This is a genomic window from Sphingobium sp. B11D3D, assembly GCF_025961755.1.
In the GTDB taxonomy this organism is placed as follows: domain Bacteria; phylum Pseudomonadota; class Alphaproteobacteria; order Sphingomonadales; family Sphingomonadaceae; genus Sphingobium.
Genome location: NZ_JAOQOG010000001.1, coordinates 671,568 through 690,637 on the forward strand (window position 1 = coordinate 671,568; position 19,070 = coordinate 690,637).

Below are 19,070 nucleotides of genomic sequence, written 5' to 3' on the forward strand. Positions count from 1 at the left end.
TCCGGACGATGTCAGTTGATGCCGCAGGATTGCCCGGTACGCGCGCAGACCTGCTCGATCAGCTTCATGGACTCCGGCTTCGGTTCTGCGGCGGTCGTCGCCAGGAATACGCCCTTCGCCCACGTGTAGGGCGTGCGGCCCTCGGCATCCCGAATGTCGAAGCGCGCGCCCTTGCTCGCCAGATAGGCCAGGATCTTGTTCGATCCGCGATTGGCAGCCCCATGAACGGCGGCCAGCCCCATGGCATTCGTCGCGTTCAGATCCTGCCCGAACCGCTCGTGGCAAAGGCGCACGGCTTCGAGCAGCTTGTCCTCGCCCTCGTCGAACGTCTGGAAGAACACCCAGTTGATGCCGGCGGCGGCCATCAGCGGCGTCGTGCCGTTGTTCGTCGTGATATTGGGGTCGGCGCCCTTGCTGGCGAGCAGCTTCATGGCGTCCACATCGCCGGAAAGGGCGGCACGCAGAAACGCCGTCTGCCCAGTGAAATCGACCCAGGACAGGGAGCCAGCCGTCAGCAGCCAGAAGCGGGTCGGCGGATAGCGCATCACCCGCGCATTGGGGTTGGCGCCCTTGTTGAGCAGCGCGCCGATGAACTTGAGCGCACGGGGACGATCCACGCCCTTCTGTTTGGCGGTGTCGGTATCCAGCTCCATGTTGCGCACGTCGACAGCGGCCCAGAGCGGCGTGCGGCCGTACCAATCGGCGGCGTTGGGATTGGCGCCCTTGTCCAGCAGATATTGGGCGACCGGCACATTGTCATTGAGCACCGCCACGAGCAGCGGGCGCGCATCATTGGCCTCGGGCTGCTCGATCTTCGAGCCGGCCTCGACCAGCGCCTTGGCCATCTCGACCGTGCCCTCGCGGGCGGCGAGGTGGAGCGGGGTGATCTTGCCGGGCCACTCGGCGCGCGAACCCTCGGGCGGCACGCCGCCGCGCACGATGCCGTCGCCATGCGAGCCGCCGCCTTCGCCCGGCGCGCGGAACTCCGGCTTCTTGCCCAGCTTCGTGGCGGCGTTGACGTTGGCGCCGGCTTCGATGAGCGCCTGCACCGCCTCCACGCTGCCGCCACGCACCGCGAGCATCAGCGGGGTCTGGCCATAGGCCTTGTCGGTGAAATTGGGGTTCGCGCCAGCCGCCAGCAGCGCCTTGACGTTGGCGCCGTCGCCCTCGCCTGCGGCAATCATGAGCGCGGTCTGGCCGGTGTGGGAGAGGGTATCCGCAGGCGCGCCGGCCTTGAGCAGGCGGCGCAGCACTGCGGACGCGCCGAACTCGGCGGCCACATGCAAGGGCGTCAGGCCATATTCGTTCGCGAGCCCCGCATTGGCGCCAAGATCAAGCAGGCGGTCGACATCGTCCGCGAGGTTGCGCCGCGCCAGCCAGTGCAGCGCGGGCGTGCCGTCGGGCGAGCGGGCATCGAGATTAGCGCCGCTATCGACCAGCTCGTACATGCGCTTTAGCTGATTGTCGCGCGCCGCCGAGGCCATCTGCACGCCCAGCTCCTGCGCCTTGGCCGGCGGCAGCACGGGGCGCTGCGGACGCAGCAGCAGGAAGGCGATAAGGGCGAGCGCCAGGAGCGCCAGGCCTGCCAGCGCGATGCGTTTGCTTGTGGCGGGCATCAGATGTCGATCGTGCCGTCGCTGTCGCCGAAGCTTTCCACCGGTGCGCCCGCCTTTTGCAGGATGGAGAGCAGCAGGTTGGAGAGCGGACGATCCTTGCCGACGCCGCCGCTAATGTGGCGCTTGCCGGCGATCTTGCCCGAGCCGCCGCCCGCGAGGACAATCGGCAGGGGGCCGTGATTATGAACGTTGGAATCGCTCATCCCGCTGCCCCACATCAGGATGCTGTTGTCGAGCAGCGAGCCATTGCCATCCGGCGTGCTGGCCATCTTGTCGAGCAGATAGCCGAACATGGAGACGTGATAGGCATTGAGCTGCGCCAGCCTGTCCTTGTTGGCCGGGACGTTGCTGTGGTGCGAAAGCGGGTGGAAGCTCTCCATTACGCCGCTGCCCGGGTAGATGCGGTTGCTGTTCTCGACCGCCAGCATCAACGTGGAAATGCGGGTCAGCTCGGTCTGCCATGCCAGCACCTGCAGATCGAACATCATCTTGATGTGCGTCTCGAAATCCTCGGGAATGCCGATCGGCTTTTCCGGCACCACGATATCGTGGCTGGTCTGTGCCTGGGTGAGTTCCAGCCGCCGTTCGACCTCGCGCACATCGGTCAGATACTGGTCGAGCCGCCGCCGGTCCTCGGCCGGCAGATCGGCTGAGAGCTTGCGCGTCTGGTCGGTCACCGTGTCCAGCATGCTGCGCGATTCACTCCAGATCGCCGCGCGTTCCTCCGGCGTGCCGCCGGCGCCGAACAGGCGCTCGAACAACAGTTGCGGGTTGCGCTGGATCGGCAGCGGCGTGTTGGCGTCCTGCCAGCTGATCGTGTCGCGATAGGCGCAGCTCCAGCCTTCGCCGCAGATCGCCGAGGGCTCCTCGATGCCGAGTTCGAGCGAGGGCAGAGGCGTATCCTGACCCAGATGCTTGGCAGCGACCTGATCCGCCGTCATGCCGAGCTTGTTTACATTCTTGGTCATCGCCGTGCCGGAGAGGTAGACGGCGGAGGAACTGCTGTGATTGGCCGCAGCCGAGGCATCCTGCGTGTAAGCGAGCGGCAGCGTCAGATCGCTGATGACGTTGATCTTGTCATGAAAGGCAGCCAGCGGGCGCAGCGTGGGCGACAGCTCGAAGCCGGCGCCCAGCGTTGCCGGGCGGAACCTGTCCATCACCGCGCCATGGGGCACATAGAAGAAGCCGAGCCGCGTCCGCGCCGGTGGCAGCCCGGACGATGCGGCGGGTATCATCGATTCCAGGAAGGGGAGCGCAAGACAGGCGCCGGCCCCGCGAAGCACGGTCCGGCGCGAAAGCGATTTGCGGGTAAGGTAGGTCATCGACGTCTCCAGACCTCAGAGCCAAGCGGAAAAGGCGGGGCGGGCCGGCGCATCAGCCGGCCATCTTCATCGTGAGCGGCAAACCATTGGGATCGAGCAGCCGCAGCGTGCCCGGCGCGGAAGGCAGGATTACCGCCCCCATCTGGGCGAGGGCGGCGGCCACCTTGCCGCTGTCGAAGCGGCGGCAACTCACCGTCCAGTCATCCACGGCCGGCTTTTCCCGGCCGACCGTCTGGCGGATGGCGATGGGCGTGTTCGCCGCGGCAAACCAGCGCTGGCCCGGCACCGGCGCGCGCATCTCCTTGAAGAAGAGCGACATGAACTTGCTGGTGGCAGCCAGATCGCTGACGCGCAGCAGGATGCTTTCCATCTTGAGCGGGGTGACGAGGGGCGCGCCCTCCACGATGTTTCCGGCAGGCACCGTCGTGCTGGCGAGGCCGGCCGGCTCTTCCAGCAATTGCAGGCCAATGTGATCGGGATCGTAGACGATGCCGCGCATGGCAGGGGCCAGCCCTTCGCGCTCGAGGCGCGCATCCATCGCCTTGCGGTCGTATTTCTGCAGCAGCACGCAATAATGGTCGATCGCCGGATCGGGCGCGGTGGCGCGTGATCCCAGAGCGATATAGCCCTTGCCCAGCACGACGTAATAACGCAGCGGCGGGTCGGCCTCCTTGTGGACGGCCGGATTGAACAGCCGGCCATAGAATTGCGCGGCCTTCGTCACGTCTGGCACCAGCATGCCGATATGTTCCAGACCCGTGGTGCGCAGCGGCAGCTCGTCACCGCGCAGGGCTTCAGCGGCCATCGCCACACCCGACGAGAGAGCCAGCGAAAGCAGCGAGCCGGCGGCGATCACACTGCGCCGGTCGAATATGCCCGCGCCATCGCCCGAAAAGTCATCGCCGTTCATCACTTCTTTCTCCCAATCATGGCGGGCGGCTGCCGGCTGGTGTTCCAGGTCAACTGGCTGGGCGACACGCGCAGCCGATCCTTCTGGCTGCCCGCCGGCATCCGGAACTGCCGGCTGGTGACGACGCCGCGCAGGATCGTCTGGAAGCGATCGCCATTACCGGCGCTGGTCCGGGCGATCCGGCGCACTTCCGGCATGTCGGCAAAGGTAAGTTCGCGGCCGATGGCGAAGGTCATCAGCTTCTCGATGAAGGTGTGGGTGAAGGCGTCCGAGCGGGCGAGGATGGCGTTGCGCAGATCGCGCGGGCCATTGATCTTGGTGCCGTCGGACATCACGCCGGAGGCATCGACGGGGAAGGCGCCGTCCCGCGTCCGCCACTGGCCGACAAGATCGTAATTCTCCAACGCCAGGCCGATGGGGTCCATCATATTGTGGCAGGAGGCGCACACCTTGTTCTCGCGATGCACGGCAAGGCGCTGGCGCAGGCTCGTCGCCTCGGCATTTGCGTCGAGATTGGTCTCGACGCCGGGCGGCGGCGGCGGCGGCTTCACGCCGAGGATGTTCTCCAGCACCCAGGCGCCGCGAATGACCGGCGAGGTTCTGTTGGCGACGGAGGTGACGGTGAGGATCGCGCCCTGCCCGAGCAGGCCACGGCGCACGCTGTCCTTGGGCAGGCTGACCTTGCGGAAGTAATCGCCGCGCACGCCGCTAATGCCATAATGCTGGGCCAGCCGCTCGTTGACGAACGTGTAGTCGGCATCGAGCAGATCGCGGATCGGGCGGTTCTGCAGCATCACATAGCGAACGAGGCCCTTGGTCTCATTCTCGAAGGCGACGCGCAGATTGTCATCAAACGCCGGGCTCTCGCGCTGGACCGAGCGCAATTCCCGCAGATGCAGCCACTGGGTCGCGAAATTGTCGACCAGCGCTTCCGCCCTTGGGTCAGCGAGCATGCGGTTGACCTGCTGGTCCAGCACGGCGGGGTCGCTGAGCTTGTTCTGCGCCGCCAGATCGAGCAATTGCTGATCGGGGATGCTGCTCCAGAGGAAGAAGGAGAGTCGCGAGGCGAGGTCGAGATCGCTGATTGCGAACTTGTCCTGCGCGACCGGCTGCTCGAACCGGTAAATGAAGCGGGGATCGACGAGAATGTAGGAGAGGCCTGCGCGGACGCCGTCCTCGAACGTGCCTTGCGCCCGGCCCGCATCATACATCTTCATGATCGCGTCCACCTCGCCGCCCATCGGCTTGAGCGGACGGCGGAAGGCAAGGCTGCCGAGACGCGTCAGGATCGCGCGGGCGCAGGGCTTTTCCTCCATCCAGCTCTTCGGGCGGCAGGAGAAGACCGTGGCGCGTGGCGCGCTGCGGCCCGGCCCCTGCGTCGTGAATGGCCCGTTGACCGCGACGTTGAGGACGAGGCCCTTGGTTAGATAATTGGCATAGATGTCGTTCACGCCCGCGCCGGCGACCTCATCGAGCAGCGCCGCCGTGATCGTTCGCCGCCCGGCGCCCAGCTTCACGCGGACCTTGTCGCCCTTGCCCAGCGCGACCCGGCGGCCATCGATGGTGAGGTTGACGGCCGGCATGGGGGCCGGCGCCCGGCGTCCGGCGATGAATCCGCCGGTGCTGGTGCGCACGCTGATCTCGTAGGTGCCGTCGACCGGGAAGAAATGGTTGACCCGCATCCCGCCCCGGGTGCCGAGCGGCAGCCCTTCCAGATGCTTGGTCTGCACGAGTTTGCCCGGCGCGTTGTAAACAGTGCGCGTCAGTTCGAGCGTTGAAGCGCCCGTGGCGATGCTGCTGATCTTGAGCCCGGCATTGAGATAGCCCTGAATGAGCGCCGGGGAGGTGGTCAGTACGCTGGAGATATTGTCGAACCCGCCGGTCGCGGCATCGGGTGGCAGGAAGTCCGCCGGATTGATCTCCAGCCCGATGAGATCGCGCACGGCATTGGCATATTCTGTTCTGTTCAGGCGGCGCAGGTTCGCCGAGGGGAGTGGCGCGGGCGTGGAATCGAGCCGGTCGGTCAATTCGCCCAGAAAGGAGGCCAGTTCGCCCGCCTCGGGCCGAGGGCTGTTGAGCGGCGGCATGGCACCTGCGCTCACCTTGCGCACCACCTTTTCCCAGATGGCCGCATTCTTGCCGGTATGGTCGAAGTCCATCCCCTCGAAGGAGAGGCCAGCCACGCGCTCCTCCGAATCATGGCAGGACATGCAGTATTTGCCGATCATCGGGTGCGGCGCATTCTCCGCCACGGCAGTGGGCTCGTCGCCCTGCACAGGGAAGGCAGCGCCGAGCGCGGCCAGATAGACTGCGCCCGCCGCAAGAATCACAGCAGCGCCCTGGCGTGATCCGCCGAACCGGGCTGCCTCTCCTGCCATCGCGCTCATTCTCTTGCGCGCCGTTTCAGAAATCCCCTTCATGAGTCTCGGTATACAAAATCAATTTTCTTTTGTCACGGGGTGAAGGCGGGATTTCTAATATATGGAAGGACGGCGCGGCCGCATCGAGCGGCAAACATGATTTCCGAAATCAACTCGCTGCACGGTGGCGCTCACCCCTCCTCATTCGCGGTGCGCACGTAGAGGCGCGAGGCTTGCCAGAAGCAGGCGCCGGCACAGAGCGGCGTGATCGCGATGAGCAGCAGGGAATAGCGGATGGCGGACTGGCCGAAGTCCGCGGCCAGCACATCGTTCAAAATGCCGACCGCCGTCGGGCCAATGATGTTGCCGACGAGACCGCCGCCCAGCAGCAGCATCGCAATGGCCAGCGCGCGCTGGTCGGGCGCCACCACATTGACGACGGCGGCATAGATCGGCCCCTGATGCAGCAGGGTGAAGAAGCTGGCGCCGGCAAAGCCCAGCACCCAGATTGCGGTCTCCTCGCCGAGCAGAAACAGCAGTTCCGCGGGGCCGATCGCCAGGCAGGCGAGCGCCGGAATGCCGACCCGCCAGCGCAACTGGCTCTTACGCAGCCGATCGACCAGCAGGCCGCCCAGGAGAATGCCCGCCGCGCCGAGGAAGCCGCGCGAGGGGCCGATGATCGTCGCGGCTTCCGCCATGGTCAGGCCGTGGACGCGCTGGAAGAAGGTCGGCGTCCAGGAGCCGGTCGCCCAGATGTTGGACCCCATGAACGTCATGCCGAGCAGCATCCAGGCATAGCAGCGGTTGGCCAGCAGCGCGCGCACGTCGGTTTTGATCGCGGCAATCGGCGAGCGGCTGTGCGCCGGTCGCGGTGCGGTGCGGGCCGGCTCGCGGACCGTGAGCCGAAAGACCAGCGCTGCCACGATGCCCGGCACGCCGGCGGCAATGAACATGGCGCGCCAGCCATAGGTTTCCGCGATCCAGCCGGCGATGGGAAACAGCACGATGTGCGAGATGGTCGCGGCGATCCCGTAGATCGCCAAGGCCAGCGGACGCCTTGTAGGATGAAACAGGTCGGCAATCATCGAATTGGCCGGCGCCGTGCTGCTGGCCTCGCCCGCGCCCAGGCAGAAGCGCGCGAAAGCGAGCTGCCAGATGTTGGTGACCCAGCCGGTTGCGAGCGTGACGGCGCTCCAGAAGGCGAGTCCGATGGAGATGATCGTACGGCGATTGAACCGGTCGGCCGCCCACGCGATGGGCAGTCCCATCAGCGAATAGATCACGATGAACGCGACGCCCGAAACCAGCCCGAGCGCGGTGTCGGAAACGCCCATCTCCGCCTTGATCGCCGGTAAGGCGAGCCCGAGCAGGGACCGGTCCAGATAGTTGAAGATGGAGACGACCATCAGCATTGCGAATGGCCATGTCGATTGCCAGGGCCAGGGCGCCCGCTGTTCCTTGGGCAGACAGGATGGGGCGGCCGCGCTCTCCCGGCCGATGGGCAGCGGCTCAGTAATCGGGCGCACGGCGCTTGCGCTGTAATCGGCCAATATGTGTCACCCCGCCTCTCCCCATTGCGCACAGTGTGCAGCTCTGCCTGCCAAACAGGGACGGGGGCCCCATGGCGTCAATCCTCTCAATGGACATCGGGCCGCAATTCCGGAATGTGGAAGGAATGGGCGCGCCCTGTGCTGTCGGCGGCGCGGCCTGCGAAGCTGTTCGCGGCCCTCACCACGTCACGAACGAGATCGGCATCGCGCGCCGCGTGGAAGCGGGGCAGGGGCATGACGACGCCGAGCGAGCCGATCAGCCGTCCCGCGCCATCGAAAACCGGCGCCGCGACCCCGGCGAGGCCAAGCTCCTCATCCAGATTGCGCGCGACGCCCTCTTCGCGGATGCGCCGCATCTGCTCGAGAAACTGCGCGCGCTTTGCCGGCGGTCTGCCCGCGATGGGGCTGCGAGTGATGGACCGGAAGATGGCCTCGCTCTCACTCGGTGGCAGGCTGGCGAGAATGGCTTGGCCGAGCGATCCCCAAGGCAATTCGATCTCGATGCCTTCTTCCAGCGCCGGGCAATGGTCGCAGGCGGCATTGGCCACAGCGGCGACCACGGCGCGGCGCCGAACCGGGGCATAGAGGCATAGCACGGCCGTCTCCGACCATTTGCGCACCAGCCCGGCAAGCAGCGGCCGCGCGCTGCGCACCGGATCGAATTGTGCCATCAGCTGCGATGCCAGCCGCGTGAGTTCGCGCCCTGTGCGGTAGGTCTGGCCATCGCCGCGCTCGACGATGCCCTCGGTGAGCAGCGGGCGCAGCAGGCGGTGGACGGAACTGAGCGGCAGGCCCGACCGCTCCGCAAGCTCGCCGAGCGTGAACTGCTCGCTGCCCTCTATCACCAGCCTGAGGAGATAGATGACTCGCTCTGCCGAACCGCGCGGGCTGGTCATTCCGCGTGCATCCAAGTGGCGCGCGCGGTTGGTGCGTGTGCCCCATATCGCGTCCCCCATGGACATGACGATGCCGCGCCGATCCGGCCCCGGCTTTGCGTGCCGCCCATCATTCCCCTCCATTGCGCGTGCTATTCGGATAGCACTGTCAATCAGCATCTGTCAGTTTTCCGATTGACGGAAAAACGCAGTGCAACGTCATGATCCAGATACAAATCTGTTCGCAAATCCGTCAATGGAGTTCACAAAGTCAATTGAAAAGTGTCGGGGCAGACGGGGAGGGATCACATGCAATCGGGAGCAGCGAAGGATATTGTCGGCGGAATCGGGCGGCGCGCGTTCATCGCCTCGCTCGGCGGTGCGGCCGCGGTCGCGGCGATGAGCGCGGAGGCCAAGGCCGATGCGCTGGAACATGCGCTGGCGGATAATCTTGGCCCTGCCGGTCGCACCTTTCCCACCGTCGCGCAGGTCGATGCGCAGATCCCCACGCGCCACTACCGGCGGGGTGTCGGCAATGTCTTCATCGCCGAGCAGGGGACGGTCGACGTGCTGGCGCCTATGCCGGAAAAGCCCAAGCTCGCCGATTTCATTCGCCTGCGCTTTCAGAGCACGTCCAACCACTGCCTGCAGAGCGCGACGCAGGCGCGCAAGCGGAACATGGATGAGGATATCGTCTTCGCCTGCCTCGTCCATGACCTGTCGATGGCGATGATGCGCGCGAATCATGGCTTCTGGAGTGCGCAACTCTTCGAGCCCTATGTCTCCGAGAAGGTCGCCTTCGCCATCCGGCACCATGCCGCGCTGCGCTTCTTCCCAGATGAGGAGACGGGCTACACCTATCCCGATATCTACCGCGAGATGTTCGGCGAGGATTATGTCCCGCCGCCGCATGTGCAGCGGGAGTTCGCGATGGTCCGCAAGCACCGCTGGTACATGGCGGCCCGCCTTGTGACCGTGAACGATCTCTACGCCTTCGATCCCAGTGCGCAGGTCTCGCTCGATCCGTTCGAGGATGTGATCGGCCGCCACTTCCGTCAGCCCGCGGAGGGCCTCGGATTCGATAGCAGCCCGAGCGCCCATATGTGGCGGACCTTGTTCAATCCGGATTCGCCGCTCTGAGCGCCCGATATCCGCACGCCTTTTCTTGACTGGTTGGAGGACCGTGGAATGATGAAAAGAACGAAGATCGCTCTGGCGACCGCATTGGTGGCCCTGCCGGCCATTCTCGTGGTGGCGCCGCTGGCCGCGCAGAATGAGGCGCAACTGCCCGGGCAGAAGGATGTCAGCCGGGTCGCGGCCGGCACCTACAAGGCCGATGCGGGCCATACGCTCGTCGGCTGGCGCGCCAACCATTTCGGCTTCAACGACTATTTCGGCATTTTCGGGGACATCACCGGCACGCTGGAGATCGATCCGGCCAAGCTCTCAGCCGCGAAGGTGGATGTGTCCATTCCGGTCGCGCGCGTGGTGACGGCCAGCGCCGGCCTCAACGGCCATTTGCTGCGCGCCGGCAAGGATGGCGGCAAGCCCGACTTTTTTGGCCCCGATCCGGCGCCGGCCCGCTTCGTCTCCACCAGCGTTGTCGCGACGAGCGCCACGGCCGCGAAGATCACCGGCGACTTGACGCTCAACGGCTTGACCAAGCCGGTGGTGCTTGAAGCGGAGTTCACCGGGGCCGGCAAGCATCCCTATAACGGCAAGGCGACGCTCGGCTTCGAGGCGACGGCGGCGATCAAGCGGTCGGACTTCGGCATGACCTATGCGATCCCCATCGTCTCCGACGAAGTCAAGCTGACGATCAGCGCGGCCTTCGAGAAGTAAGTCGCGCCAGCGCTCAGCGGCGGTTCAGCTTGCCGGCGCTAGTGCGGCGGCATGAACTCCGGGGATGAGCGTGGGGCGGCGGCAGCGCTGACGATCCGGCGTGCCAGTACAGGCGCGCCGTGACCGTACCCCCGCACCTGCCGCCCTCTGGCGATCCTCACCCTGCCACGCCTCGGGCCGCCCGCCGTCGCCGTCCGCTGCTCTGGACGGCGCTGGCCGTGCCGCTGCTCGGCTGGGCGGGGCTGGCCGCCGGTCTTGGCACCTCGCTGCTGCGCGAACCGATCGAGCGCCGGGCGAGCGCCGCGCTGGGCCGTGCCGTCGCGATTGAGGGCGATGTCCGCCTGCTGGTGACGCCTTTCTCCCTGCAACTGGCTGCGGACGATGTGCGCATCGCCAATGCCGGCTGGGCGCAGGCGCCCGATCTGCTCAATGTCCGCGCTCTCACCGCGCGCTTCTCCACATTCGATCTGCTGATCGGGCGCTCTGGCCCGCGTGCGCTCGGGTTGCGCGGCGGCACGCTTGATCTGGAGCGGCAGGCGAGCACGGGCGCGGCCAACTGGAAACTCGGTGGCAGGGACGGTCCGTTTGCCGTCGCCGGAGTGCAGAGGGTGGACGCGGACGATGTCGTGCTGCGTTACCGGGACGAGCGTGACGGGATCGAGAGCTGGCTCAAGCTGGTCGGCAGCGGTCCGGGCGCGGTGCGTTTCGCCGGGCGAGCCAGCCTTGCCGGCGATGCCTTCCGCATGAGTGGCTCCAGCAACTCGGCCGAAGGGCAACCGTTCCGCTTTGCCCTGCGTGCGGGCGCAGAGACACTGGACCTGCGGCTGGAAGGGGAAAGCGACAGCCCGTTCCGGCTGGCCGGGGCGGACCTGCGTGTGGCAGCGCGCGGCCCCGACCTTGCGGCGCTGGCGGCACTGGCGCGCATCGATCTTCCGGCGGGGCCCTCCTTTTCGCTGACGGCCCGGCTCGCGCAACGGCGTGGCGGCTGGCATTTCAGCCGCATCGCAGGGCAGATTGGCGAGACCGATCTCAGCGGCAGCCTCACGCTCGATCAACGCGGCGCCCGTCCGCGCGTGGTGGCGTCTCTGGCGTCCGAGGCCCTGCATCTGGCGGACGGCATGGCTGTGCTGGGGTTGCGCACTGCGACGTCCCCATCCGATGGCGAAGGTCCTCAACCCGTCGCCTCATTGCTGCCGGATGCCACCCTGTCTCCCGGGGCGCTGCGCAGTTTCGATGCTGTGGTCGACTACAAGGCCGAGCAGATCGAGGGCGTCGGGGACGCGGGCTCCGCGCTCAAGGCCGCGCATCTCGCCATGCGGCTCGCGCTGATCGATGGGCGGTTCATGCTGTCGCCGGCCAGTGTCGATCTGGCGGGCGGCTTCGTCTCATCGGATATCTACATCGATGCGCGGCAAGGCCCGGCGCTTGCCCGCTACGATATCCGCCTCTCGCCGACGCCGATGGGGCCGCTGCTGGCCGGCTGGGGCCTCGCCCCGCGCGAGACAACGGCGCTGGCGCGCGGGCGCATCCAGCTGAGCGGGCGCGGCGAGACCCTGCGCGAGACGCTCGGTCATGCCGATGGCCGCATCGCCCTGGTGCTGCCGGCCGGGCGCGTGGGCATGGCGCGGGCAAGCGCCTCGGAGCTGGATATGACCAATCTGCGTGCTGCGATGTTCGGCACGCGCAGCGGCAACGGGGTGGATTCGGCGGGAGGCATATTCTGGCGCCTCGGCCAGCGCCTAGGGATCGGCGGCGATGGCGAGGCTGCCGACAATGCGACCCGCCTCAATTGCGGGCTGATCGCCTTTTCGGTCCGCGACGGGCTGGCGACGGCAGACCCGATCCTGATCGATACCGATGGTCATGTCCTCACCGGGCGCGGCGAGTTCGATCTGCGCGGCGAACGGCTCGATCTGCGCTTGCAGGCGCAGGGCAAGAGCCGCGAATGGTTCGGTCGTCCCTCGCCGATCCTGATCGGCGGCACGCTGGCCGCGCCGACCGTGCTGCGCGAGCCGGTCGATCTGTTCCGGCCCCAGCGCCTGTTTGGCTTGTCCATGATGCTGCCGGATGTGCGGGCCATCTTCGGCTTTGTCGACCCGGACGAAGCGCAGGCGCCGGCTTGCGGGACGCTGCTGCGCGGCGGGGCGACGGCCGACGCGGCGGCGGCTGGCCCGGCGCCGAAGCCTGCGGAACTGGCCTTGCGCTAAGCGGGCGGGGCGGCTGCGGCGTGGCGCCGGTCTGCCAGCCAGAGCGACAGGCCGGTCAGGCCATGGAGCAGCACGATCATCGTGAGCAGGAAGAAGGTGGCGCTGACAAAGCGCGGGAGGAGCAAGAACTCGACCGCGCATAAAAGGAACACCGCCATGGTTAGCAGCAGATTGGCGATGGAGGATGGCCCGCGCCGCGTCGATCGCACCACCTCGACCAGCAGGAAGACGATGGTGAGCAGCAACAACATGTCACCCCAGCTCAGCATCAGCACTACGCCTGAGAGCATGGGCAGCGTGAAGGCCTCGCCCCGCATCACGGCGGCCAGCGCCGGCTCGGTCTGATCCGGCTGCGGCGCGCCGGCGAACAGCGCGACCAGATTGTAGATCAGCACCGGAATGAGCAGCAACGGGAAGCTGTTGAGCAGGTCTACGGCCCGGCGATTGTTGCGGTCGTCCATGCGGTCTCTCCCTCAGGCTCGCCAGCATGAGACTTTTGCGGCACAAAGGCCAGAGCCGCTGGCACTGATGGACGGGCGGAACGGAGAGGGGAGAGAGCATGAGGATTTTTGCGCGTATTCCGGCCATCGCGGCGCTGTTGGTTGCCATGACCATGGTCACCAGCTTGGGGCATGCGCAGGTCGCGGCCTCGGCCGAGGCGCAGCAGGCGATGCTCGCCAGCCCGGACCCAAAGCTCGCCGCCAACAAGAAGCTCGTTTACGACATGTATCGCCATATCGTGCAGGGCGGCCATGCCGATCTGGTCGAGCGCTTCTTCACGCCGGAATATATCCAGCACAATCCCAATGTCGCCTCGGGCCGGGATGCGCTGGCGGCCTTCCTGCGCGGCTCGCGCCCCGCCCGCCCGATTTTGCCGATCATCACGCTGCCGATCATCAGGATCGTGGCGGAGGGCGATTATGTGCTGGTGATGAGCGAGCGCCCGATGAAGGACGAGGCGGGCAAGCCCTATGTCACCAGCTGGTTCGATGTGTACCGGATCGAAAACGGCCTGATCGCCGAACATTGGGACCCGGCGCTCAAAAGTGCGGCGATGCTGAAATTTGACCCGAATGAAATGGGGAAATGAAGGCGAAGTAACTGGCGGGGCTCAATTGCCCAGCATCTCTGCCAGCGCAGGGCTGATCCACTCGCGGGTCGTCGCGCCGTCCTGGGCGAGCATGTGGACGGCCAGTCCCTCGCGGATCGCCAGTGCGGCGCCGGCGTGCAGTCCGAGCACGGTGAGCGCGCTGGCCCAGGCGTCGGCATCCATGGCGCGGGCGTGGAGGACGCTGACCGAGGCGACGCCGTTCTCCACCCGCCGCCCGGTGCGCGGATCGAGCGTGTGGGCGCCGCGCACATAATTGCCGGAGGTCGCAACGGCCAGTTGATGCAGGGCGATGCGGATCGGCCGGGCGCGCATGGACGGCGGAATTTCAAGGTCGACCCACCACGGGTCGCCATCCGGGCGCATCCCGCGGCCCACCAATTCGCCGCCCACCTCGACAAGGCAATGCGCCACGCCGCGCTCGGCCAGCAGGTCCGCCACGGCATCGACGGCATAGCCCTTGGCGATGCCGGAGAGGTCCAGCCAGAGGCCGCCCGGCTGACGCAACCGGCGGGTCGTTGGCTCGAACGCGAGGCGTCGCCAGCCCGATTGCGTCAGCGCCTGCGCAAGCGCTTCCTCCGTCGGCTCGCTTTGCATGGGGTTGGGGCCCAGCCCATAGAGATCCGTCAAACGCCCGATGGCCGGATCGAACGCGCCATCGGTGCGCTCGGCAAGAGCGAGGCCGGTCTCCATCACGGCGGCAAAGTCGGCGGACAAGGTGGTCCAGTGCCCAGCCGGCGCCGCGCCGAAGCGGCTGAGGGCGGAATCCGGCGCCCAATGGCTCATATCCGCCACGATGGCATCGAGCCGTGCCTGCACATCCTGCTTGAGCCCTTCGGCATCCACATCCGGCGGGGCGCAGAAGCGCGCCCGCCAGATGGTGCCCATGGTTTCACCGCCAATCTCCCGCACCGGCGCGCCCGGGTCGATCCCGGCGAGGGCGCCGGACTGGATCGGGGGCACGACGATGCGCGGGACGGCGCCGAACACGCTCAGGGTGCCATCACTTCCAGCGTGGCGGTGTAGCTCATCCGCCGGGCCGTGACGCGCGGGGTTGCCGGCTTGTCGTCGCTCAGCGAGGCGTTGAGCCAGATCATGCCCGCCATCGGCCAGTTCACCGTGGCCACGCCGTCGGCATCGGTCGTTACCTCGAACACGCCCTCATTGTCGCGATAGCGCTTGCCGCCCGGCACCAGCGTGACCTTGAGGCCGGCCGCCGGTTGACCATCGACCAGGAAGCGCAGCTTGGCCGGCTCGTCCTGCACCAGCTCGGCCGGATGAGTGATCGGCACCATTTCGAGGCCCTTGCCCAGCGGCTTGATGGCGCTCGGCTCGCCCTTGGTGGCGAAGAACTCGTTGCGGCCGCTGGTTTCGGTCAGCTTGAGGTCAGTCGCATTGGCCGGAATCTCTGCGACGCTGCTCACCTGATTGGCGGGCGCCTGTGCGCCCGGTGCCGGCGGCGGTCCGCGCCGTCCACCCAGGCGCCACTCCACGCCATCGACCTTGAACGTGCCCATCACGCCCGATTGCGCGCTGCCGATGCGCCAGGTGCCCGGCTGGTCGAGCTGCACGTCGAACACGGAGCGATAGCGCCCGGTTGCGGCATTCTTGATCTCCGCCTCGCTGCCGTCCGGCCGCCAGGCTTTCACGCTGTCGAGCCGCATGGCATTATGATCGGCATAAAAGAGGTCGTTGGAGCTGGCCGCATCCACCGTCACCCACGGGTCTTCGCCCGAGAAGATGGTGCCGGAGGGGAGCAGCCACTGGCGGTGAGCATTGGCGGGCATCGCCGTGGCAGCGATCAACGCGGCGGCGGCAAGCAGAGCGGTCTTGATGCGCATGGGGTCGTGGCCTTTCGGGTCTTGGAAAGCTCAGCGAGCGGAAATGGTGATGGCGCCCAATTCGGACTTGCCGGTGGCGGAACCGCCCTTGGCGGGCACCTGCAGCGGAATGGAGACGATCTCGCGGCCGCCGGTCTCGCGCGCGGCTTCCACGTAGAGCGTATACTGGCCCGGCTTGAGCGTGGCGGGCAGGGCGATCCTGTGCGTGCCCGGTGCGCGGGTGGCGCTGCTCACGCCATCGGCGGGCAGCTTGAGGCTGCGGCCGCCCTTGCGCCACCAGGTGCGCAGATCGGAGAGCCACTTGGTGCCGGGCTCGCGGCCCTGCAGCTTGACGTCATACCAGACGAAGATGGTCTGCGCCGCGCCGCCGCCGGTCGGCTCCACCCATGCCGCGACATAGGGGCGGTGATATTCGGCGACATTGAGGCGGGGAATGGTCACGCTGATCGTGCCGGCCGTGGCAGGCGTGGCGACGAGACCGGCAAGGACGAGGGAAGTCTTCTTCATGGGAGAGCGGGTCCTCAGTGAATGAACAGCAGGGCGATGACGAGCGGGATGAGCAGCCCCAGCCCGACCAGCGGCCAGGTGGAGGGGCGATGCCGGGCGTGAAGCTGGAGCAGCAGCAGGCCGGTGAGGGTGAAGACGATGCAGGCGACAGCGAAGATGTCGATGAACCAGCTCCACGTGCCGCCAGTGTTGCGGCCCTTGTGCAGATCGTTGAAGTAGGAAATCCAGCCGCGATCGGTGCGCTCGGCCGTCACGGCGCCGGTCGCGCGATCGATGGTGATCCACGCATCGCTGCCTGGGCCGGGCAGGGCGACATAGACCTCCTCGTCCGACCATTCCGCCGCGCGCCCGGTTGCGTCGAGTGAGACTGCCTGACGCAGATGCGCGGCGACCGGGGCGGGCAGCGGCGCATCGGCTGAAGCAGGCGCCGCCTCGATCTGGGCGAGCAGGGCGGACGGCAGGGTCGCGGTTCGCTCCTCGACCTTCGGCGCGGCACCGATGGAATCGGCGTGGTTGAGCGTGATGCCGGTGATCGCGAACAACATCATGCCGATCAGCGAGATCGCCGCGCTGATCCAGTGCCAGCTGTGCAATTGCTTGAGCCAGAAGGCGCGTGCCTTGCGCTTGCCCGGGGCCTTCTGCGCGGGCCGAGCGGCACTGGAGGGAGATGCCGACACGGACGCCCCGCGCGCGATGGCTGCCGCGCCGCCGCTTGCCGCTACCGGCTCATCCGCCCGCTGCCTGTCCACCCGCTGTCCGTCCACATGCCCCCCGACGATGATTGGCGACGCGCAGCGATCAGCCTGCGCGAATCATGTTCGAGCGCCTCCATTGCATATATTGAGAAGCATTCGCAAGACGAGATGGCGGTACGGGACCGCTAAGCCGCATCGAAAGAGCGGGCCGACCAGGGAGGGGGGCTGGCCCTCAATTGCTGGCAGGATGCAGCGGCCAGTAGGTCGCGTAGCGTTCGTGACGGATCTGATAATAAGGGATCAGCCGCACGGGGCGGCCCTCCCGGTCGGGGATCATGAACTCCAGCGGGGCGGTGCCGGGGCGGAGCTGCCCCGCAATCGTCTCGGCATCGCCCGCCAGTTGGGGCGGGGAGAAGGGCGTATCGTTATATTGGCCATAAAGGCGCTCGTTGACGACCACATCCGATCCCGGTGCCAGCCCCTCCGTCCCGAGTGCGCCAGCGAGCACGACCGGCCCATAAGTGAATGCCACGATTCCCGGCGCCGCGGGCGATGCCTCGACGCGCACCTGCATGTCCAGTTGGAGCGTCAGTATGTCGCCATCCCGCCAGCTGCGGTCCAGCTCCAGATAGCTGCCCGGCTTCGTCGATTGCGCCAGCGGCGCGCCATTCAGGCTGACGCGCGCTGTCCGGCTCCAGCGCGCGTGGCGCAGGCGCAGGGTCGCGCGGATGGGGCGGGCCAGAGACCAGCGCAGGGTGGTGGACGGTTCTTCGGGGAAGCGCGTGGTTTGGGTCAGTACCGCGCCCTTATCCCGCCAGCGCACCGATGAGGGGATGAACAGGTTGACGACCAGCGCCTCGGCGTCATGAAAATAGATCGAATCCCGATACTTCGCATGGTTCTCCATGCCGGATCCGGCGCAGCACCAGAAGGAATCGATCGGGGTGCAATAGAGCTTCATGTAGCCCGGCCGCGCGCCCTGAAAATAGGTGACGAGGCCGGTCTCCGGGTCCTGTGACGCCAGAATGCCATTGTAGAGCGCGCGCTCGTAAAAGTCGGCCAGCTCCACCTGCGGATCGTGCAGGAACAGCGCGCGGGTGAGCTTGAGCATATTATGCTGGCCGCAGGTTTCAGAGCCCTTGGCCGAGAAGACATGCGCGGCGAAGTCGGCGGGCGGATAGAAGAACTCGGCATCGCCATGGCCGCCCGTCGCATAGGAGCGGGTGCGGGCGACTGTGCGCCAGAAGAAGGCTGCGGCATCGCCATAGGCCTTCTCACCATTCACCTCGTAGACGCGCTGGAAGCCGACGAACTTGGGCACCTGCGTATTAGCGTGCATGCCATCCAGCAAGTCCCGCCCCTTAGCGGCCGGCTCCATTACCGCCTTCTGGGAGAATCGCTCGGCCAAGGTGCGGTAATCGGCCTTTCCGGTCAGTACATAGAGATCGGCGATCACCTCGTTCATGCCACCATGCTCGGTGGCGAGCATCGCCTCGAAGGCGGCGGCGTCGAGCGGCCGGGTGGCGACCACCGCCCAATCGGCCATGCGCAGCAGCACAAGGCGAGCAGTGTCACTGCCGGCAAGCTGCCACGCATCGCGCAAACCGGCAAAAATCTTGTGCAGTGTGTACCAGGGGACGCCGGTGATCGGCTCGCCCCGGATATGCGCGGCGACGAGCGCGGCGCCTTCAGGAAAGGCGCAGACCAGCCCCACGCCGGATGCGCGCTGGCAGGCATCCAACTCGTCGGCGATATAATCGATGCGCTGCTTGAATCGCCCATCGCCGGTGGACCGGAACATCAGTGCGCAGGCGGAGAGATAATGGCCGAGCGTGTGGCCGTGGCAGTGGATGTCTGCCCAGGTCGCCTCGGATTCCCAACCGCCATAGACCGGTGCCTTGGGAGCGAGCCCGGCATTTGTGCGGAAATTGGCCAGCATCCGGTCCGGCTCGAGCGAAAGCAGATAGGCTTCCGTGCCTCGTTGCGCGGCGAGAAACGGACTTTCCAGTAGCGTCACATCCGCCATGTCGAAGGGCTGAAGGCGCGGCGCCACGCTGAGCGCGCCCTTAGACTGAGCTGATGGCAAGGCTGCACGCGCGGTAACTGGCGCGAGAATCCCGCTCACCAGCGTGGCCGAGGCGACGGAAGCCAGCAACTCACGGCGAGACGCCGACACGCCTCTCGCATGCGTATGACAGGACATAGCCGCCATCTAATCCTCCCCAATCGCGTTCAAC

The 19,070-nt window shown here is 66.8% G+C and carries 16 protein-coding genes; 4 read left to right on the forward strand and 12 right to left on the reverse strand.

What is annotated here, in order from left to right:
• Positions 1-11: 11 nt before the first annotated feature.
• From M2334_RS03165 to M2334_RS03190, 6 genes are all read right to left on the reverse strand, one after another.
• Complete coding sequence (locus M2334_RS03165; protein ID WP_264604754.1) at positions 12-1,616, reverse strand: ankyrin repeat domain-containing protein; 1,605 nt, start codon at positions 1,614-1,616, stop codon at positions 12-14.
• Positions 1,616-2,938, reverse strand: a complete 1,323-nt coding sequence (locus M2334_RS03170; protein ID WP_181560655.1) for a DUF1552 domain-containing protein — start codon at positions 2,936-2,938, stop codon at positions 1,616-1,618. Before M2334_RS03170 ends, M2334_RS03165 begins: the two co-directional genes overlap by 1 nt.
• A 52-nt stretch (positions 2,939-2,990) precedes the next feature.
• Complete coding sequence (locus M2334_RS03175; RefSeq protein WP_264604755.1) at positions 2,991-3,848, reverse strand: VOC family protein; 858 nt, start codon at positions 3,846-3,848, stop codon at positions 2,991-2,993.
• Positions 3,848-6,268, reverse strand: a complete 2,421-nt coding sequence (locus M2334_RS03180; RefSeq protein WP_264604756.1) for a DUF1592 domain-containing protein — start codon at positions 6,266-6,268, stop codon at positions 3,848-3,850. The genes M2334_RS03175 and M2334_RS03180 overlap by 1 nt, the downstream gene beginning before the upstream one ends.
• A 131-nt stretch (positions 6,269-6,399) precedes the next feature.
• Positions 6,400-7,758: a spinster family MFS transporter gene (locus M2334_RS03185; RefSeq protein WP_264604757.1), complete on the reverse strand. Its 1,359-nt coding sequence runs from the start codon at positions 7,756-7,758 to the stop codon at positions 6,400-6,402.
• Between the two features lie 86 nt (positions 7,759-7,844).
• Positions 7,845-8,654 carry an IclR family transcriptional regulator gene (locus M2334_RS03190; RefSeq protein WP_264604758.1) on the reverse strand — a complete coding sequence of 270 codons (810 nt, stop codon included), beginning with the start codon at positions 8,652-8,654 and terminating at the stop codon, positions 7,845-7,847.
• A gap of 288 nt (positions 8,655-8,942) precedes the next feature.
• Here M2334_RS03190 and M2334_RS03195 point away from each other — a divergent pair, with 288 nt between their 5' ends.
• The 3 genes from M2334_RS03195 (at position 8,943) to M2334_RS03205 (ending at position 12,682) form a co-directional block, all read left to right on the forward strand.
• Positions 8,943-9,773 (forward strand): hypothetical protein, encoded by an 831-nt coding sequence (locus M2334_RS03195; protein ID WP_264604759.1) that lies wholly within the window; start codon positions 8,943-8,945, stop codon positions 9,771-9,773.
• Between the two features lie 48 nt (positions 9,774-9,821).
• Positions 9,822-10,475 (forward strand): YceI family protein, encoded by a 654-nt coding sequence (locus M2334_RS03200; RefSeq protein WP_264604760.1) that lies wholly within the window; start codon positions 9,822-9,824, stop codon positions 10,473-10,475.
• 119 nt (positions 10,476-10,594) lie between these two features.
• The gene (locus M2334_RS03205) at positions 10,595-12,682 is read left to right on the forward strand and encodes an AsmA family protein (protein ID WP_264604761.1); all 2,088 of its coding nucleotides are present in this window, start codon (positions 10,595-10,597) and stop codon (positions 12,680-12,682) included.
• Here the strand turns inward: M2334_RS03205 and M2334_RS03210 are convergent.
• A complete protein-coding gene (locus M2334_RS03210) occupies positions 12,679-13,143 on the reverse strand; it encodes a hypothetical protein (protein WP_264593845.1) in 465 nt (154 codons plus the stop codon). The two genes, M2334_RS03205 and M2334_RS03210, sit on opposite strands and share 4 nt — an antisense overlap.
• A 98-nt stretch (positions 13,144-13,241) precedes the next feature.
• Between M2334_RS03210 and M2334_RS03215 the strand changes: the two genes are divergently transcribed.
• Positions 13,242-13,772 (forward strand): nuclear transport factor 2 family protein, encoded by a 531-nt coding sequence (locus M2334_RS03215; RefSeq protein ID WP_264593846.1) that lies wholly within the window; start codon positions 13,242-13,244, stop codon positions 13,770-13,772.
• Between the two features lie 21 nt (positions 13,773-13,793).
• Here M2334_RS03215 and M2334_RS03220 read toward each other — a convergent pair whose 3' ends face one another.
• From M2334_RS03220 to M2334_RS03240, 5 genes are all read right to left on the reverse strand, one after another.
• Positions 13,794-14,678: an FAD:protein FMN transferase gene (locus tag M2334_RS03220; protein WP_264595351.1), complete on the reverse strand. Its 885-nt coding sequence runs from the start codon at positions 14,676-14,678 to the stop codon at positions 13,794-13,796.
• A 104-nt stretch (positions 14,679-14,782) separates the two neighbouring features.
• On the reverse strand, positions 14,783-15,631 hold the full coding sequence (locus M2334_RS03225) for a DUF4198 domain-containing protein (protein ID WP_264573630.1): 849 nt from the start codon (positions 15,629-15,631) through the stop codon (positions 14,783-14,785).
• A gap of 30 nt (positions 15,632-15,661) precedes the next feature.
• On the reverse strand, positions 15,662-16,138 hold the full coding sequence (locus M2334_RS03230; protein ID WP_264577339.1) for a DUF2271 domain-containing protein: 477 nt from the start codon (positions 16,136-16,138) through the stop codon (positions 15,662-15,664).
• Between the two features lie 14 nt (positions 16,139-16,152).
• Complete coding sequence (locus tag M2334_RS03235; RefSeq protein WP_264586058.1) at positions 16,153-16,815, reverse strand: PepSY-associated TM helix domain-containing protein; 663 nt, start codon at positions 16,813-16,815, stop codon at positions 16,153-16,155.
• Positions 16,816-17,065: 250 nt separating this feature from the next.
• Complete coding sequence (locus tag M2334_RS03240; RefSeq protein WP_319801334.1) at positions 17,066-19,009, reverse strand: glycoside hydrolase family 127 protein; 1,944 nt, start codon at positions 19,007-19,009, stop codon at positions 17,066-17,068.
• Between the last annotated feature and the right edge of the window lie 61 nt (positions 19,010-19,070).

Excerpts from the sequence above, each read along its gene's own strand:
- M2334_RS03230 (WP_264577339.1), bottom strand. The coding sequence starts at position 16,138 with ATGAAGAAGACTTCCCTCGTCCTTGCCGGTCTCGTCGCCACGCCTGCC.
- M2334_RS03210 (WP_264593845.1), bottom strand. The coding sequence starts at position 13,143 with ATGGACGACCGCAACAATCGCCGGGCCGTAGACCTGCTCAACAGCTTC.
- M2334_RS03165 (WP_264604754.1), bottom strand. The coding sequence starts at position 1,616 with ATGCCCGCCACAAGCAAACGCATCGCGCTGGCAGGCCTGGCGCTCCTG.
- M2334_RS03225 (WP_264573630.1), bottom strand. The coding sequence starts at position 15,631 with ATGCGCATCAAGACCGCTCTGCTTGCCGCCGCCGCGTTGATCGCTGCC.
- M2334_RS03175 (WP_264604755.1), bottom strand. The coding sequence starts at position 3,848 with ATGAACGGCGATGACTTTTCGGGCGATGGCGCGGGCATATTCGACCGG.
- M2334_RS03195 (WP_264604759.1), top strand. The coding sequence starts at position 8,943 with ATGCAATCGGGAGCAGCGAAGGATATTGTCGGCGGAATCGGGCGGCGC.
- M2334_RS03220 (WP_264595351.1), bottom strand. The coding sequence starts at position 14,678 with ATGGGCACCATCTGGCGGGCGCGCTTCTGCGCCCCGCCGGATGTGGAT.
- M2334_RS03200 (WP_264604760.1), top strand. The coding sequence starts at position 9,822 with ATGATGAAAAGAACGAAGATCGCTCTGGCGACCGCATTGGTGGCCCTG.
- M2334_RS03180 (WP_264604756.1), bottom strand. The coding sequence starts at position 6,268 with ATGAAGGGGATTTCTGAAACGGCGCGCAAGAGAATGAGCGCGATGGCA.
- M2334_RS03215 (WP_264593846.1), top strand. The coding sequence starts at position 13,242 with ATGAGGATTTTTGCGCGTATTCCGGCCATCGCGGCGCTGTTGGTTGCC.
- M2334_RS03170 (WP_181560655.1), bottom strand. The coding sequence starts at position 2,938 with ATGACCTACCTTACCCGCAAATCGCTTTCGCGCCGGACCGTGCTTCGC.
- M2334_RS03190 (WP_264604758.1), bottom strand. The coding sequence starts at position 8,654 with ATGACCAGCCCGCGCGGTTCGGCAGAGCGAGTCATCTATCTCCTCAGG.